Annotated in this window: 12 protein-coding genes and 1 rRNA gene; 8 read left to right on the top strand and 5 right to left on the bottom strand. The window is 50.5% G+C overall.

Annotated features, from left to right (window positions below):
• Nucleotides 1-2: 2 nt before the first annotated feature.
• Nucleotides 3-719: an orotidine-5'-phosphate decarboxylase gene (gene pyrF / locus ACY430_RS04395; protein ID WP_462137678.1), complete on the top strand. Its 717-nt coding sequence runs from the start codon at nt 3-5 to the stop codon at nt 717-719.
• On the opposite strand, the gene ACY430_RS04400 is transcribed toward pyrF, so the two are convergent.
• Both ACY430_RS04400 and ACY430_RS04405 read right to left on the bottom strand, forming a co-directional pair.
• Nucleotides 716-1,093: a carbonic anhydrase gene (locus tag ACY430_RS04400; protein WP_462137679.1), complete on the bottom strand. Its 378-nt coding sequence runs from the start codon at nt 1,091-1,093 to the stop codon at nt 716-718. The genes pyrF and ACY430_RS04400 overlap by 4 nt on opposite strands.
• 24 nt (nt 1,094-1,117) lie before the next feature.
• Nucleotides 1,118-2,314, bottom strand: coding sequence for a hypothetical protein (locus ACY430_RS04405; protein ID WP_462137680.1), 1,197 nt, complete (start codon nt 2,312-2,314; stop codon nt 1,118-1,120).
• A 401-nt stretch (nt 2,315-2,715) separates the two neighbouring features.
• On the opposite strand from ACY430_RS04405, the gene ACY430_RS04410 reads away from it, so the two are divergent.
• The 4 genes from ACY430_RS04410 to ACY430_RS04425 all read left to right on the top strand — a co-directional run bounded on the left by ACY430_RS04410 (nt 2,716) and on the right by ACY430_RS04425 (nt 8,240).
• Nucleotides 2,716-5,747, top strand: a 23S ribosomal RNA gene (locus ACY430_RS04410).
• Nucleotides 5,748-5,845: 98 nt separating this feature from the next.
• Nucleotides 5,846-6,565 carry a hypothetical protein gene (locus ACY430_RS04415; protein WP_462137681.1) on the top strand — a complete coding sequence of 240 codons (720 nt, stop codon included), beginning with the start codon at nt 5,846-5,848 and terminating at the stop codon, nt 6,563-6,565.
• Nucleotides 6,566-6,636: 71 nt separating this feature from the next.
• Nucleotides 6,637-7,683 (top strand): outer membrane protein, encoded by a 1,047-nt coding sequence (locus tag ACY430_RS04420; protein WP_462137682.1) that lies wholly within the window; start codon nt 6,637-6,639, stop codon nt 7,681-7,683.
• An 11-nt stretch (nt 7,684-7,694) separates the two neighbouring features.
• The gene (locus ACY430_RS04425) at nt 7,695-8,240 is read left to right on the top strand and encodes a DUF1439 domain-containing protein (protein WP_462137683.1); all 546 of its coding nucleotides are present in this window, start codon (nt 7,695-7,697) and stop codon (nt 8,238-8,240) included.
• A 33-nt stretch (nt 8,241-8,273) separates the two neighbouring features.
• On the opposite strand, the gene dprA is transcribed toward ACY430_RS04425, so the two are convergent.
• On the bottom strand, nt 8,274-9,386 hold the full coding sequence (dprA, locus tag ACY430_RS04430; protein WP_462137684.1) for a DNA-processing protein DprA: 1,113 nt from the start codon (nt 9,384-9,386) through the stop codon (nt 8,274-8,276).
• Between the two features lie 43 nt (nt 9,387-9,429).
• Here dprA and ACY430_RS04435 point away from each other — a divergent pair, with 43 nt between their 5' ends.
• On the top strand, nt 9,430-10,635 hold the full coding sequence (locus ACY430_RS04435; RefSeq protein WP_462137685.1) for a DNA recombination protein RmuC: 1,206 nt from the start codon (nt 9,430-9,432) through the stop codon (nt 10,633-10,635).
• Nucleotides 10,632-10,820, top strand: a complete 189-nt coding sequence (locus tag ACY430_RS04440) for a hypothetical protein (RefSeq protein ID WP_462137686.1) — start codon at nt 10,632-10,634, stop codon at nt 10,818-10,820. The genes ACY430_RS04435 and ACY430_RS04440 overlap by 4 nt, the downstream gene beginning before the upstream one ends.
• On the opposite strand, the gene ACY430_RS04445 is transcribed toward ACY430_RS04440, so the two are convergent.
• The gene (locus ACY430_RS04445; protein ID WP_462137687.1) at nt 10,817-11,422 is read right to left on the bottom strand and encodes a transglycosylase SLT domain-containing protein; all 606 of its coding nucleotides are present in this window, start codon (nt 11,420-11,422) and stop codon (nt 10,817-10,819) included. The two genes, ACY430_RS04440 and ACY430_RS04445, sit on opposite strands and share 4 nt — an antisense overlap.
• Before the next feature lie 5 nt (nt 11,423-11,427).
• Entirely contained in the window at nt 11,428-12,984 is a 1,557-nt protein-coding gene (locus tag ACY430_RS04450; protein ID WP_462137688.1) for a hydantoinase B/oxoprolinase family protein, read from the bottom strand.
• 96 nt (nt 12,985-13,080) lie between these two features.
• On the opposite strand from ACY430_RS04450, the gene recQ reads away from it, so the two are divergent.
• Complete coding sequence (gene recQ / locus ACY430_RS04455; protein WP_462137689.1) at nt 13,081-14,922, top strand: DNA helicase RecQ; 1,842 nt, start codon at nt 13,081-13,083, stop codon at nt 14,920-14,922.
• Nucleotides 14,923-15,002: the final 80 nt, after the last annotated feature.

Raw genomic sequence — 15,002 nt, forward strand, 5'->3', positions numbered from 1 at the left:
CCATGAGCGCTGTTAAAGACAGGTTTATTCTCGCGCTTGATTTCCCGTCAATTCACACCGCTTCGGTTTTTGCGCTGGGCTGTGTGGGAAGGGTGGGCGCATATAAGGTGGGTCCGGTGATGTTTCTCGCCGAAGGTCCGAAGGTTGTCGGGTGGTTGCAGGACAAATGCGGCGGTGGGATTTTTCTTGACCTGAAATTTCACGATATTCCCAACACGGTTGCGGGCGCGGTTTCGCGCATATCGCGCCTGAATGTTGATATGTTCACGGTCCATGCGCTTGGCGGGGAAAAGATGATAAAAACCGCGCGCGATACGGCGGCGGAGGGAGCCGAAAAACTTGATTTGCCGAGGCCGAAAGTCATCGCCGTAACCGTTTTGACAAGCCACGATGAAGCGGAGGCGAAGAAACTTTTGGGCGCGACCGACACGGTTTCAGCCGTTTTGCGGCTTGCCGAAACCGCCGAAAAAGGCGGGGCGGACGGGCTTGTGTGTTCGGGAAATGAGATTGAACCGATTAGAAAAGAATTCGGTGACAGATTCAAACTAATCGTTCCCGGAGTGCGCCTTCCGGGCGCGGATGCGGATGACCAGAGCAGGACTGTTACACCGAAAGAGGCGATTGAAAAAGGCGCGGATTTTCTCGTTATCGGACGGACGATTACGCAGTCGGACGATCCGGTAAAAACGCTTGATGAAATCGCAGAGTCAATCGCCTAAATCTCATTGGATTTCCAGTTTTCATCAACCCACAGACCTATAATTTCAATGTCGGGAAACTGCGTTTTCAGAAACCGCACGGATTCTCTGATTTGTTCAATGTGCTTTTCCTTCGGAACCGGATTTCCGGCACAGTCGTGATGACCGGCGATTGCCATGTGTTTTGAGCCGTGTCTTTCTATTGAGATTTGAACGCACCGAAGAGTCGCTTCAACCCGTGCGGGCTCGTGCCTGGACAGAATAAGGTCTTCACCCGCTTCGGTTACGCAGTCAACATAGTCCGCGCCGAACCGTTCCTTCAAATACTCAATAACGGGCAACTGAACCCGCCCGTCAATGCAGTTTATTGCAGTGCAGAATACGTTTTTCGCCAATGCTCCGTTCTCACACCGCCCGTTCTACAGAAAACGGAAAACTATCGGGCAGTTCACAACAACCCCGATTGAACCGAATTCGCCACCCGGACCCACAAGATGGCCATTTTCCACCTTGCCGAGAATGTCAAACTCCTCGGTCAAGCGGGAACGGTATCCTTTACGGACTGCCTCTTTTGTCCACACAAACGGATTCAAGTCCCACAGTGGACTGTAGTCCGTTGCGATTGTGGGAATGCCGCCCAGAACGTTAAGCGGCGTCCGTCCGTCCGAAAGGGCGCTGTTGAGCCCCTGCCGCTGGGGGTTGTCTTTGCCGGTCGGCCCGTTCACCGCAACGAAAATGCGTTCCACCGCGCTGAAAAGACTGTCATCTCCTCCGGTCGGAACATCAGCCAGAGCGGGCGTGTAGGTCGCTCCCTCAAGCGTTGCAACCACGGGGTCGGAGCCTTCCGTGGAAACATACAGAACGGGACGCGCAAAACTGAACCCTGCGGTCAGTTCCAAGGTTACCGTTCCTTCACGCGGACAGATGGCAACAACCTTGTCGTGAACAATCGAGTGGTCGGGTTTCCCTTCGCAAAAGATGTTCAACTTTTCCGCTTTGACCCCGAAAGCAACAACGGGAGCGTTGTAGATATGCCCTCCGGCGTTGACCACCCGCACGAGAGGGGAATAGTCCTTGTCTCCCACGGAGCCGGGTTTTGCTTTCTGAGGCGGGAAGAAGTTGGGCGCCTTGCCCGGAACGACTTCGCGTTTCGGAGAAAAATCCACCTTGCCGGACTTGAATTCCAGCACGGGGTTATTTTTTTCGTCCTTTATAAGAGTGGCGGTTCTGACCGCTTTGCCGATACTTGCGTAATTCAGTTTGGGAGAGTGGTTGATTCCCAATCCTTCGGCGTTGAACTTGTCCGTGGTGTCGGTAACGACATACCAGACATCGCTTCTTCCCATAACCCCGCGGTAAAGCGGCAGTTTGATGGTTCCCGCATCCAGGTCCATTTTTCCGGACTTCAGAAGTTGGTATGGTCCGATGAGTTCGCGCTGAACATCAGACGGCGCGGGACCAAAATATGTCAGTGGAATATCCGCCCCTATTGACGGCGGTGCCGGAGCGACATCGCCATCTTCATCCGCCGTTACTGCCTGCGGGGCAAGTAGCACCATCAACGCAAGCAAAACTGAAAGCACAATGCTTCCGTTTTTTAAGAGTGTGTTTTTCATCCTTATGCCTCCTCAACGGGGTTTTGTTTGTTCCGTACAAAGTCGCCCGCTGTTAGATTGTAGCCTCAATACTACATAGATTTAACGTAGCAGTCAGTATTTTATGTTGAGTTCGTGGACGGGAATTCCGGGAACGGGCGCGGTTATGCCGAATTTGGTTTTAGAGGACATGTGGATTATTTTAGGGAATTATAAAGGAAAGTTGACAAACCCGCTTTGGCTACGCAGTCAACATAGTCGGCATTGAACCGTTTTTTAACACTTGACACACCCTGCAACCCTGATACAATCCCGTTTCCCTTTCGCTCAACTTTGCGCGAAAGGCGTTCTTTGACAACTGAATATAGCTGAGCGAATAAGAAACAACGCGCCATCTTGTTTCGAGTGTTTTTATGCCTCGTGGACAAGATACGCAGGGCAAACGGTGGATGCCTATTGTAGCAGACAGCGATGAAGGACGTAGTAAGTTGCGATAAGCCCCGGGGAGCGGCTAAACACGCTTTGATCCGGGGATCTCCGAATGGGGAAACCTAATCGGGCAAAACCCGATTATGGCGTCGTGAATACATAGCGGCGTCAAGCAGACGAGGGGAAGTGAAACATCTCAGTACCCTCAGGAAAAGAAATCAACCGAGATCCCCCTAGTAGCGGCGAGCGAACGGGGAACAGCCTAAACCATATGAGTGTCAAGACACGGCGTTGCTCATACGGTGTTACGGGGTTTGACTTCAGAGGTTCCGTGAAACCTCTGCGGAAGTTACAAATTCGGAAGTTAGCAGAACCGGTTGGAAAACCGGACCATAGGGGGTGAGAGTCCCGTAAGCGAAAACTTTCGAACTTCCGTGTCGAATTCCCAAGTACTCCGGCACACGAGAAATGTTGGAGGAATTCGGGAGGACCACCTTCCAAGGCTAAATATGTGCTGCTGACTGATAGTGAACTAGTACCGTGAGGGAAAGGTGAAAAGTAACCCGATAAGGGTAGTGAAATAGAACCTGAAACCGTTTGCCTGTAACCAGTCGGAGGACTATGCCCGGGGCTTGCTCCGGGAATGTCTGACGGCGTGCCTTTTGCCTAATGAGCCGGCGAGTTATTGTCATTGGCAAGGTTAAGCCGATAGAGGTGTAGCCGAAGCGAAAGCGAGTCTTAAACGGGCGACAAGTCACTGGCAATAGACCCGAAGCGAACCGACCTATCCATGGCCAGGGTGAAGCGAAGAGAAAACCTTTGTGGAAGCCCGAACCGTTTAGGGGGTGAAAACCTATCGGATGAGCTGTGGATCGGAGTGAAAGGCTAATCAAGGTTCGTGATAGCTGGTTCTCCCCGAAATATATTTTGGTATAGCCTCATGTGATACAACGCGGAGGTAGAGCACTGGTTGGGCTAGGGGGTCGAGAGATCTACCAACCCCAGTCAAACTCCGAATGCCGCGTTGGACAGCGTGGGAGTCAGTCCCTGGGAGATAAGTTCCAGGGGCAAAAGGGAAACAGCCCAGACCGTCAGCTAAGGCCCCCAAATCCAGACTAAGTGGAAAAGGAGGTAAGTAAGCATAGACAGCCAGGAGGTAGGCTTAGAAGCAGCCATCCTTCAAAGAAAGCGTAACAGCTCACTGGTCGATGCTTACTTGCGCCGAAAATGAATCGGGGCTCAAGTCTGGTGCCGAAGCTGCGGGTTGTCCGACCGGTTCGCCGGTCGGGCAGCGGTAGGGGAGCGTTCCCGTCGGATTGAAGGGTTACCGTGAGGAGACCTGGACCGTCGGGAAGTGAGAATGCCGGCATGAGTAGCGACAAAAGCGGTGAGAATCCGCTTCGCCGAAAACCTAAGGTTTCCTGGGCAAGGCTCGTCCTCCCAGGGTTAGTCGGGACCTAAGACGAGGCCGAAAGGCGTAGTCGATGGAAAACAGGCCAATATTCCTGTACCACTTAGTCCGAGCGACGAGGGGACGGAGAAGGGCAGGTCATCCGGGTGTTGGATTACCCGGTTTAAGCTGGTAGAGGGAAGGAACAGGAAAATCCGTTCTTTCATTAACCTCGAGAAGCGAATACGAGGGGCATTCGTGCCCCACAAAGTGACCAATCCCATGCTTCCAAGAAAAGCCTCTAAGTGTTGACGACTGAGTGCTCGTACCGTAAACGGACACACGTAGGTGAGTAGAGAATACTAAGGCGCGTGAGAGAACTTCGGCTAAGGAACTCGGCAAATTAGCCCCGTAACTTAGGGATAAGGGGTGCCCGCATTACGTGAAGACCTTTTCGGTTGGAGCGGAGGCGGGTCGCAGTAACAAGGCGGTGACGACTGTTTACCAAAAACACAGGGCTCTGCAAAGGCGCAAGCCGACGTATAGGGCCTGACACCTGCCCGGTGCCGGACGGTTAAGGGGACTTGTCATTCCACTTCGGTGGGAGAAGCTCGGAACCGAAGCCCCGGTAAACGGCGGCCGTAACTATAACGGTCCTAAGGTAGCGAAATTCATTGTCGGGTAAGTTCCGACCTGCATGAAAGGTGTAACGATCGCCGCACTGTCTCGGCCGAAGGCTCAGCGAAATTGTGGTTCCGGTGAAGACGCCGGATACCCGCTACGGGACGGAAAGACCCCGTGCACCTTTACTGCAACTTGGCATTGAGTTCTGGTGTTGCTTGCGTAGAATAGGTGGGAGTCTGTGAAACCCTGCTTTTGGGCAGGGTGGAGACATCAGTGAAATACCACCCTTGCAACTCTGGAGTTCTAACTTAGGTCCGTTATCCGGATCAAGGACAGTGTCAGGCGGGTAGTTTGACTGGGGCGGTCGCCTCCTAAAGAGTAACGGAGGCGTGCAAAGGTTCCCTCAGCCCGATTGGAAACCGGGCTTCGAGTATAAAGGCATAAGGGAGCTTGACTGCGAGACCGACAGGTCGAGCAGGGACGAAAGTCGGCCTTAGTGACCCGGTGGTTCTGTGTGGAAAGGCCATCGATCAACGGATAAAAGGTACGCCGGGGATAACAGACTAATCTCCCCCAAGAGTTCACATCGACGGGGAGGTTTGGTACCTCGATGTCGGCTCATCGCATCCTGGGGCTGGAGAAGGTCCCAAGGGTTTGGCTGTTCGCCAATTAAAGCGGTACGCGAGCTGGGTTCAGAACGTCGTGAGACAGTTCGGTCCCTATCTGTAGCGGGCGTAGGAAATTTGCGAGGATTTGCTCCTAGTACGAGAGGACCGGAGTGAACGCACCTCTGGTGTATCAGTTGTCGCGCCAGCGGCAGCGCTGAGTAGCTATGTGCGGAAGGGATAACCGCTGAAAGCATCTAAGTGGGAAGCCCCCCTCAAGATTAGATTTCCCGGGACTTTTAGTCCCCTTAAGGTCACTTGGAGATTACGAGTTTGATAGGACGGAGGTGTAAGCACAGTAATGTGTTGAGCTGACCGTTACTAACCGACCGTGAGGCTTCTCCACGAGGCTTAAAACCACTTGAAAAAAGATGGACGTTGTTTCTTATTCGCGCTAGTTATGTTTGGTTGTGATTCCGTACAATTTACTCCTCAATTATTAAAATGGGTTTGTTAATGAACAAGAGTAGGGTAAATGTCATATTTTGTATTGTGGCATTACTGTTAGTTGTAGGGTGTTCAGGCAGTGTATCTTCGGTCAATTCTGCTTCCGAGTTCAGAGAGAAGATCACTTTGTTAGAAAAAGGTAATAAACAGGTGACAAAGGAAATAGTCACGGAGTTGGAAAGAGAAATAACAAGATTGGAGTCAGGAGACAAAGAAGCAACCAAGAGGATTATTACTGTATTAAGAAAAGAGGCGACAAAACTAGAAAAACAACAGGAAATAGATGAAATATCAAGAGGGGGTGTGATGAGTATAGGTTCGCGGGCGAGGGAGTTACGGGCGAGAGAGTTAAGAGAATACGCTACAATGTTGGAAGACGGAGATAAAAACACCATCAAAGAGATAGCAAAATCATTAAAAATCTTAGTCTCTCGATTTGAATCTGGAGACAAAAGGGTTAAGGAACAAATAGTTGTTAGAATGAAAAATGTAGCAGAGGAATGGAAATTAGAGAAAAAAGAATCGTTCCCATCGCGCCCAAATTACCGAAGAAAAGATGAGAATAACAACCGGACTCACAAGGAATGGGGAAGATGTGATAATCATTGTACCGATGAGTGCGATGCTGTTCGTAGCATAGAAAAAAGATTTGGCAGGTCTTTTGGTAGTTCTTTGTGGATAGGATGCTTTGATGCGTGTAAAAGGTCTTGCTATTAAGAAGAGAGTAGGCAATTTTAATTAGTATTTGGTTTATAATTACAAACAACAAGACAGGGGAGGATTCCATCATGAATTCAATTATCAGATATTTTGTCATTTGCGCGGTTTTCGCGCTGTCCGCTTCGGCTATCGCTCAGGCTCAGGTAGCTGAGGACTCGGCGAGCAACATTCCGTATGTCGGTTTGGACGCGGGATTTTCCCTTGCTTCGGCCGAGTTTGAGACTTCCGACAACGATGTGCCGTCCAGATGTGACCTCCACTACGCCGGAAGCGATGGGATTGTCCCGTCCAGCGCCGCCAATTTTTCGGCCCTCCGGACCACCACTGGGGTCGGTGGCTGTTCCGGCGGGAGTTCCACTTGGAAGCATGACTTTGGCACAAGCCTCGGCCACACGGTCGGCGTTACCGTCGGAGTATCCAAAATCACAGGACTGCCTCTCAGGGCGGAGATTGAATATCTTTACCGCAATAACGAGTTTAACGAAAAAGTTGACCCCGACTTTGGCGGGCCCAAATCGCCTGAATTTGTGTCGGAGTTCGGAGGTTTGTCATACGGGGAACTCGGAGATGTTGAGTCTCACAATCTTTTCGCCAATGTTTACTACGATTTCCACCTGGACAACTCAAGCATCACTCCCTACATAGGAGGAGGGTTGGGGTGGTCCAGAACGAAGTTTGATTTGGTCCATTTCTTTCAGAGGAACAATGGTGGAGACACAGCCGACGGCAGTAACGGGCATCCAGGCGCCGCCGTCGCCGACTGCGAACCCACCGCCACCAATGACTGCGTGCTTGAAATTCTGGAAGGCGTTGTCAGTTACGCAAACAACACGCACGAGGATTCCACTATCGGCTTTCAGGTCTTGCTCGGGTTTGACTACGCGCTGTCCAAGAAACTTTCCGCAGGTTTGAAACTTCGCTGGGCTTACTTTGGAGACATTGAAGGCGACAGAGAGCAGTGGGACACGCTCAGAAGCCACAGGTCAACCATTACTGATCCGGACGCGACCGACGTTGATGATCTTGGAAGGGGCAACATCGTTACCTACCAGACCACACTTAAAAGCGATCAGTTCTGGGGCGCGGCGCTAAGTTTGAAATACTATCTCAACTAAAGCGTGGACGCGTGGGTTTTAAGAAAGTCTTATTAATTATTCTTGTTGTGATAATCGCGGCGGCGGCATACTTCATTGTCGCCAAGCCGCAGATTGAAGTCCGCATTACTGAAAAACAGATTCAAACCCGTCTGGAAAAGCAGTTTCCCCACGAAAAAAGATATCTCATTCTTTTCAAAACCGTTCTTTCAGAACCGCAAGTGCGGCTTGAAAAAGGCAACGATTTTATCGGGGTTGGTTGTTCAATTTCCGTTTTTTTGACGGGCGTTGAGACGCTGAAAAGCAGGGTTTACGCAGAAACCGAAATTCATTACGATTCCAAAACGGGCTCGGTCTATCTCACCAATCTCAGCCTGAAAAAATTTGAACTTCAGGGGCTTCCGGCGGAAACTGAAAAAATCGTCCGTGAGATTATAGGGGAAGCAGTGCTGGAGATTTTTACAAAAAAACCGGTTTACCAGTTGGAAAAAAGCGGCAAAACCGGCAAGATCGCTCACGCGATTTTCAAAGATATAAAAATAACAGACGGTATGCTGGTTCTTGTTTTTGGCTTGTAGAGATATTTCCGCAGTTCTTATTGCCGGTGTTTCTTAAACCTTTGACTGATAAAGTCCGCCTTCGAGTTGCTCCATCAACCCCTCCATTTCAAGTTCAAGCAGAAAAGTGGAAACCGAGGATACGGGCTTTCCGGTTTTTTTCGCTATTTCGTCAATGTGGAGCGGTTTTTGGCGTGTTAACTCAAGAAGTTTTTTCTTCTCTTCAGACAGTGCGGCAAATTTTTCCCTGTTCTGATCGGATGTGTCGTCCGCACCGTTTTTCAGATGTTTCAGAAGAGCGATCTCTTCGGTTATGTCGCTCGCGTTCTCAACCAGTTTCGCGCCTCTCTTGATAAGGGAGTTTGTTCCCTCGCTCATGGTCTCTCCAATCCTTCCGGGCACAGCGAACACATCTCTGTCCTGCTCAAGAGCCAATTTTGCCGTTATGAGAGCGCCGCTTTTATTTGCCGCCTGCACCACCACTGTGCCGAGTGAAAGCCCGCTTATGACTGAATTGCGTTCGGGGAAATTTGTTTTGTCGGGCTCAGTTCCAAGCGGGAAAGCCGAAATAACGGCGCCGTTTTTCGCGATGCTGTTGTAGAGTTCGTGATTTTCCGGTGGGTAGATGAAGTCAAGCCCGCTTCCGAGGACTGCGACCGTGCGCCCGCCCGCGTTTATCGCCGCTTTGTGAGCCGCTGAGTCTATGCCTCTTGCCATTCCACTTACGACGCAAACTCCAACTGCCGCAAGTTCGGCGGACAGAAACGCAGTTGAATCCGTTCCGTATTTTGACGGAGAACGCGAGCCCACTATCGCGACCGCGAGCGAATCCCGCTTTGTTATCTCGCCGAAAACATAGAGAACCGCCGGCGCGGAATAAATCTGTTTCAGATTTTCCGGATAGCGGTTGTCCGAGAGAGTGATAATTTCAAAATTCCGCTTTCGGGCTTCGGAAACCTCTTTTTCCACTTTTTGCCAGTCAGAAAAGTTTTTGACAAGTTTTTCGGTTTCCGAGCCGATTCCGTCAATCCGCGTGAGAGCGCCCGGCGTTCGCGCCTCTTTGAAAACATTTTCCGCCGAGCCGCACCCCGCAACCAGATTGCTGATGAGAACATTGCCGAGCCCTTTAATAAAACTTAGAGCGATGAAACAAGATTTTTCGTCCATTGTTCAGAAGTTGATATAATAACTGAAAGAGAAAAAGCCGAAAATGGAAATTTTTTTGATTATCGCCATCGTCATCGCCATCGTCAGTGTCATTTCCGCCGTTCTTGCGTATCTTGCGTATAGAAAAAAGAACACCGAAAACACCGAGCAAAAGATTGAAATCGCCAAACTTGAAACGGCAATCGTCAAAGAGCGCGAGGCGCATGAGCGTGAGATAAAAGCCCTGAAAGACTCAGAACAGCGTCTCACAAAAGAGTTTGAAAATCTTGGCAATAAAATTTTTGACGATAAAAGTGAAAAGTTTGAGAAAATAACTCTTAAACCGTTTAAGGAACAAATCAGCAAGTTTGAGAGTGTTCTTAAAACGAAGGGCGAAGAGCATATTGAGTTGAAAACGCAGTTGGAAAATGTGCTTAAAGCGGGTGAAAAGGTTTCCAAACAGGCATATGATTTGGAACAAGCTCTTAAAAACCGCTCAGATGTACGCGGCAGATGGGGCGAGATGACCCTCAAAAGAATTGCCGAATTGGCGGGAATGGTTGAGCATTGTGATTTTGACACACAGGTTCACTCAACCGACAATGGCGAAATTCAGCGTCCCGACATGATTGTTCATTTACCCGAACGCGGTGTGATTGTCGTGGATGCCAAAACAAATCTTAACGCCTACCTGGAATCCTTGTCATCGAACGATGAGCAACAGGCAAAAGATCTTCTCAAAAAACACGCACAAAATATAAAAGACGAAGTTTCCAAGCTTTCAAAAAAGGCGTACTGGGAGGCGCAGAAAGATTCGCCCGAATTTGTTGTTTTGTTTGTCCCGGGCGACCATTTTTTGTCGGTTGCACTGCAACATGACCCCGATCTTCAGGAAAAAGCGATGGAAAACAAGGTAGTCCTTGCAACTCCCAACACGCTTTTCGCGCTTTTACGCGCCATCGCTTTCGGTTGGCAGCAGAAAAAGGCGTCTGAAAACAGTGAACAGATTAGAGAGGCGGGAGAGGAACTGTATAAGCGGTTTGAGACCTTCTATTCGCATTTTGAATCCATAGGCAAAAGCATCGGCTCGGTTACAAAACATTACAACAGCGCCGTCGGCTCATTTGAGCAAAAGGTCAGACCTCAAGGGCGCCGTTTTGAAAAACTCGGAATAAACAGGGAACTGAAAGAGGGAACTGAAATCACAGAAACAACGCGCACTCCTTCTTTGACTTCCGGTGCGCAAGAAGAAGGAGAAATTGAGCAATGAGCTATAAAAATGAAAAATTCGCTTTCCTGTTTTATCTTGCCGACCGTCTCGGCGGTCCGCTTGTCGCCGCCACACTTGTCGTCTGTCTGCTGTCCGGCCAAATGGAGATGAGCCACGTTGTACTTTTTTCCATAGGGTTTGTGTTGTTTGTTGTCTCATACATTCACAACATGCGGCATCACTAAAATATGCCAAGCCATTTTGTTCTGAGGTTACGGCAGCGCGCAAGTTGCGCCGCATAGGATTTTTTGCGCTTCTCAACCTTTCGCGCGGTTTCAATCAGCCATTGCTTTTTTTTGTGCGTTCCCTTGCGATATCCCGTCCAGCCTTCGTGGTAGGCGAGATACAGATTGTAGGCATCGTGTGAGTCTATTCTGAGAAGCCGCGTGCTTTTGCCGTTATACCACCCGATAAAATCGGCGGCATCTTTGAAGTCCGAACGGCGCGTTGTAAACCCGCCTTTTTTCGTCTCTTTCAAATACTGTTTCCATGTTTTGTTGACCGCTTGCGAGTATCCCGAAGCGGATGAGACTCTTTTCCATGGAATAATCCAGAGGATTTTTCTTCTCGGCTGTTTCGCTCTTTTTCTGAAACTTGATTCCTGACGAATGAACGCCATCGTTACAGGTATGGGAACGCCCCATTTTTTCTCCGTTCTCAAGACATCGCCATACCAGCCCCGTTTCTCTTTGAGAATCGCACACGCGTTGTTGATGTCCGGCGGGACATAGGAGCCGATGCAACCGGCGAGAGGTAACAGCGCTATTAAGACAAAAAAACGCCGCATAGGTTTTATTTTCCCCATGCCCCGCCGCCCGGGGTTTCCACTCTGAGAATATCTCCCTTACGCGCCTTAAAACTCTGTTTGGGTTTGAGTTCGGTTTTCTTTCCATTGCGAATCAGAAAGTTCTTTCCGCTTTTGCCTTTTTCACCGCCCTCTATTGCCCACGGGCGGTGTTTTCTCCTTTCGGTAATGATTGATACTGTCGCCGGCTCAAGAAATCTGTATTCCCTCACAATGCCGTCCCCGCCGCAAAACTTTCCTTTTCCGCCTGAGTTTTTCCGTATGGAATAAGACTCAATACGAACGGGCAATTCTCTCTCAATCGCTTCTATCGGTGTGTTGAGCGTGTTTGTCATATGAGTCTGCACGGCGGACACGCCGTCCGCTCCGCGTCTTCCGCCCATTCCGCCCCCGATTGTTTCGTAATAAACGAATTCCCGTCCGCCGCGCCCGCAGGAGCCGAAGGTTATGTTGTTCATCGTTCCGGCGCCCGCCGCCTGTATTTTCTCAGGAACCGCTTTTGCGAGCGCGCCGAAAACCGTGTCCGCAACCCTTTGTGAAGTCTCCACATTGCCCGCCGCTATGGCGCTCGGATACCGCGCTTTGAGCAGAGAGTTTTCGCCTGTAACAATTTTGATTGCTCTCAAAGGGCCCGAATTAAGCGGAATATCGCCCGGCGCGAGGCACTGAAAGGCGTATAGAGCCGCCGAAGTGGTAACGCTGAAAGGCGCATTCACGCACCCTTTGACCGGCGGTGAACTTTGCGACAAATCAACAACCGCTTCACTTCCGCTGATTTTCACCGCAGCCTTCACGGGTATGTTATTCGTTCCCGCGCCGTCATCATCCAGAAAATCCGTGAATTTGTATTCGCCGTCCGGAATCTTCATTATGGCCTCACGCATCATTTTTTCGGCATAATCAACAAGCCGCTCCGCCGAATTGCAAATGGTTTTGACCGAGTATTTTCGCGCTGTTTCACGCAACCGTTTTGCGCCCTCTTCAAGAGCCGCTATTTGAGCGTTCAGGTCGCCGAACCGCTCTTCGGGATTTCTCATTCCGGCGACGAGTTTTTTCAACAGCCGTTTGTCCGGCTTCCCATTTTTCGCTATACGGGTCGGCGCGATTACTATTCCCTCCTCATCTATTGAGGTGGAAAGCGGCATTGAGCCGGGTGTTTTGCCACCGACATCGGTATGGTGGGCGCGCGCCGCTATATAAAAATACGGCTTGCCGCCGATAAAAACCGGAATAACGCAAGTGATGTCCGGCAGGTGTGTGCCGCCTTTGAACGGGTCGTTCAGTATGAAAATGTCTCCGTCCGATATTTCGTGATCTTCAAGAACCGCGGCGACCGAGAAAGACATTGAGCCGAGATGAACCGGAATGTGCGCCGCCTGCGCTATCATTTCCCCTTTTGCGTTAAATATGGCACATGAGTGGTCGCGCCGCTCTTTGATGTTCGGCGAGAAAGACGAACGCATCAGGCGCGTGCCCATCTCCTCGGCTATTCCGGAGAGTACGTTGTTGAAAATATCCAGCTCAAAGCGGTCAAGCGGCGGCATTTGTTCTATTTTACAGCAAAGTCGGCGAAGGATTTACTCCAAATGGCAAAAAGTGAGTAAAATCACTCCGTATTGTCAAACCAGCCACAAAATCAAATGCCCGACGGATGGGAAAGGGCTCTTAAAATCCTGCGCGAGACCTTCGGTTTTTCCGATTTTCTTTCCGGTCAGGAAGAGATTATACGGACGCTTCTACGCGGAACCGACGCGATTGTCGTTATGCCGACAGGCGGCGGGAAATCGCTTTGTTATCAAATTCCGTCCATTGCGCGCGAGGGAACGGGTGTTGTGATTTCCCCTCTTATCGCACTTATGAAAGATCAGGTTGATGGCTTGCGCCAATACGGGGTCCGCGCGGCATTTTTGAATTCAAGCATGTCTGCTTCCGAGCGTCGCGACACGAAAGACGCTTTGCTCGGCGGGTGTCTTGACCTGATTTATGTCGCGCCCGAGGGGTTGCTTTCCGGCGGGCTGATTGAGATGTTTGAAAAGGTGAAGATTGCGCTTTTCGCGATTGACGAGGCGCACTGTGTATCGCGCTGGGGGCACGATTTTCGTCCCGAATATTTGGAGTTGTCCGTTCTTGCCGACCGTTTTCCGGGCACGCCGCGCATCGCCCTTACCGCCACGGCGGACGGAATGACACAGCGGGGAATTGCCGAGCAGTTGAATCTGCAGTCGGCGGAAAAATATATCGCCGGTTATGACCGTCCTAACATTTGTTACATGATAAGCGAGGAGCCCGGAGCGAGGGCGGCTCTGCTTGAATTTATCAATTCCAAACACAAGGGCGACAGCGGGATTGTTTACTGTCTGTCGCGCAAAGGGGTGGAAAAAGCCGCCGAATGGCTTTCTTCAAAGGGGCTTGAAGCGATTCCCTATCACGCGGGAATGACAAAGGCGGAAAGGGAGAAAAATCACAACCGTTTTTTGCGCGAGGACGGGATTGTTGTTGTGGCGACCGTTGCTTTCGGAATGGGAATTGACAAGCCCGATGTGCGTTTTGTCGCGCACTTGAATCTGCCGAAAACAGTAGAGTCCTACTATCAGGAAACCGGTCGCGCCGGTCGGGACGGTTTGCCCGCAAGCGCGTGGATGAGTTACGGGCTGCAGGATTTGGTGATCCTGATTCAAATGGTTGAAAACTCCGAAGCCGATGAAGAATTCAAAAGAGTTGAACGCTCAAAAATCAACTCTCTGCTGGGGTTTTGCGAAACCGCCGGGTGTAGAAGGCAGTCGCTTCTCGGATATTTTGGCGAGCGGCACGGGGGCCTGTGCGGCAATTGCGACAACTGCATTTCTCCGCCCGAAACATGGGACGGAACGGTTGCCGCGCAAAAGGCGCTTTCCTGTGTTTACCGCACGGGTGAACGGTTTGGTGTGAATTATCTGGTAGATGTTTTGCTCGGCAAGGGCAGTGAAAGGATACGGAATTTCCAGCATGACAGGTTGAAAGTTTACGGAGCGGGAGCCGAATATGACGTCTCTCAGTGGCGCTCGGTGATAAGGCAGCTTGTCGCAGCCGGCGCGCTTGCTCCCAAATCCGATGGTTACGGAGGACTTTGTTTGACGGAAAAGGGAGATGCTTTGATGCGCGGAAAGGGGGAGATGCTTTTCCGCAAACTTCCGAAAAGGGAAGAAAAACCCAAGAAAGAGATAAAGGCGAGAGCTTCCCGTGTTTCAAAAGAGCTTGGCGAAACGGACATACCGCTTTTTGAAAAACTACGCGAACTGCGCTCAAAATTCGCGCGTGAGCAGAGTGTTCCGCCATATGTGATTTTTCACGATGCGGCCCTCGCTGAGATGGCGAAGGAGAAACCGGCGGACTTGTTGCAGATGTCTTTTATTTCCGGCGTCGGGAGCGTGAAACTGGATAAATACGGAGAGGAGTTTTTGAAGGTTGTGAAAGAGTTTAAGGAAGAAACGTCCGTAGATTAAACGGAAAGTCCCCTATGTCCGCGCGCAATTATGTCCGCGCGCAATAAAAAAGCGCCGCTTTTACACGGCGCTTTTTTATT

The organism is Candidatus Mycalebacterium sp. (assembly GCF_977828045.1).

Excerpts from the sequence above, each read along its gene's own strand:
- pyrF (WP_462137678.1), top strand. The coding sequence starts at position 3 with ATGAGCGCTGTTAAAGACAGGTTTATTCTCGCGCTTGATTTCCCGTCA.
- ACY430_RS04405 (WP_462137680.1), bottom strand. The coding sequence starts at position 2,314 with ATGAAAAACACACTCTTAAAAAACGGAAGCATTGTGCTTTCAGTTTTG.
- ACY430_RS04415 (WP_462137681.1), top strand. The coding sequence starts at position 5,846 with ATGGGTTTGTTAATGAACAAGAGTAGGGTAAATGTCATATTTTGTATT.
- ACY430_RS04420 (WP_462137682.1), top strand. The coding sequence starts at position 6,637 with ATGAATTCAATTATCAGATATTTTGTCATTTGCGCGGTTTTCGCGCTG.
- dprA (WP_462137684.1), bottom strand. The coding sequence starts at position 9,386 with ATGGACGAAAAATCTTGTTTCATCGCTCTAAGTTTTATTAAAGGGCTC.
- ACY430_RS04435 (WP_462137685.1), top strand. The coding sequence starts at position 9,430 with ATGGAAATTTTTTTGATTATCGCCATCGTCATCGCCATCGTCAGTGTC.
- ACY430_RS04440 (WP_462137686.1), top strand. The coding sequence starts at position 10,632 with ATGAGCTATAAAAATGAAAAATTCGCTTTCCTGTTTTATCTTGCCGAC.
- ACY430_RS04445 (WP_462137687.1), bottom strand. The coding sequence starts at position 11,422 with ATGCGGCGTTTTTTTGTCTTAATAGCGCTGTTACCTCTCGCCGGTTGC.
- ACY430_RS04450 (WP_462137688.1), bottom strand. The coding sequence starts at position 12,984 with ATGCCGCCGCTTGACCGCTTTGAGCTGGATATTTTCAACAACGTACTC.
- recQ (WP_462137689.1), top strand. The coding sequence starts at position 13,081 with ATGCCCGACGGATGGGAAAGGGCTCTTAAAATCCTGCGCGAGACCTTC.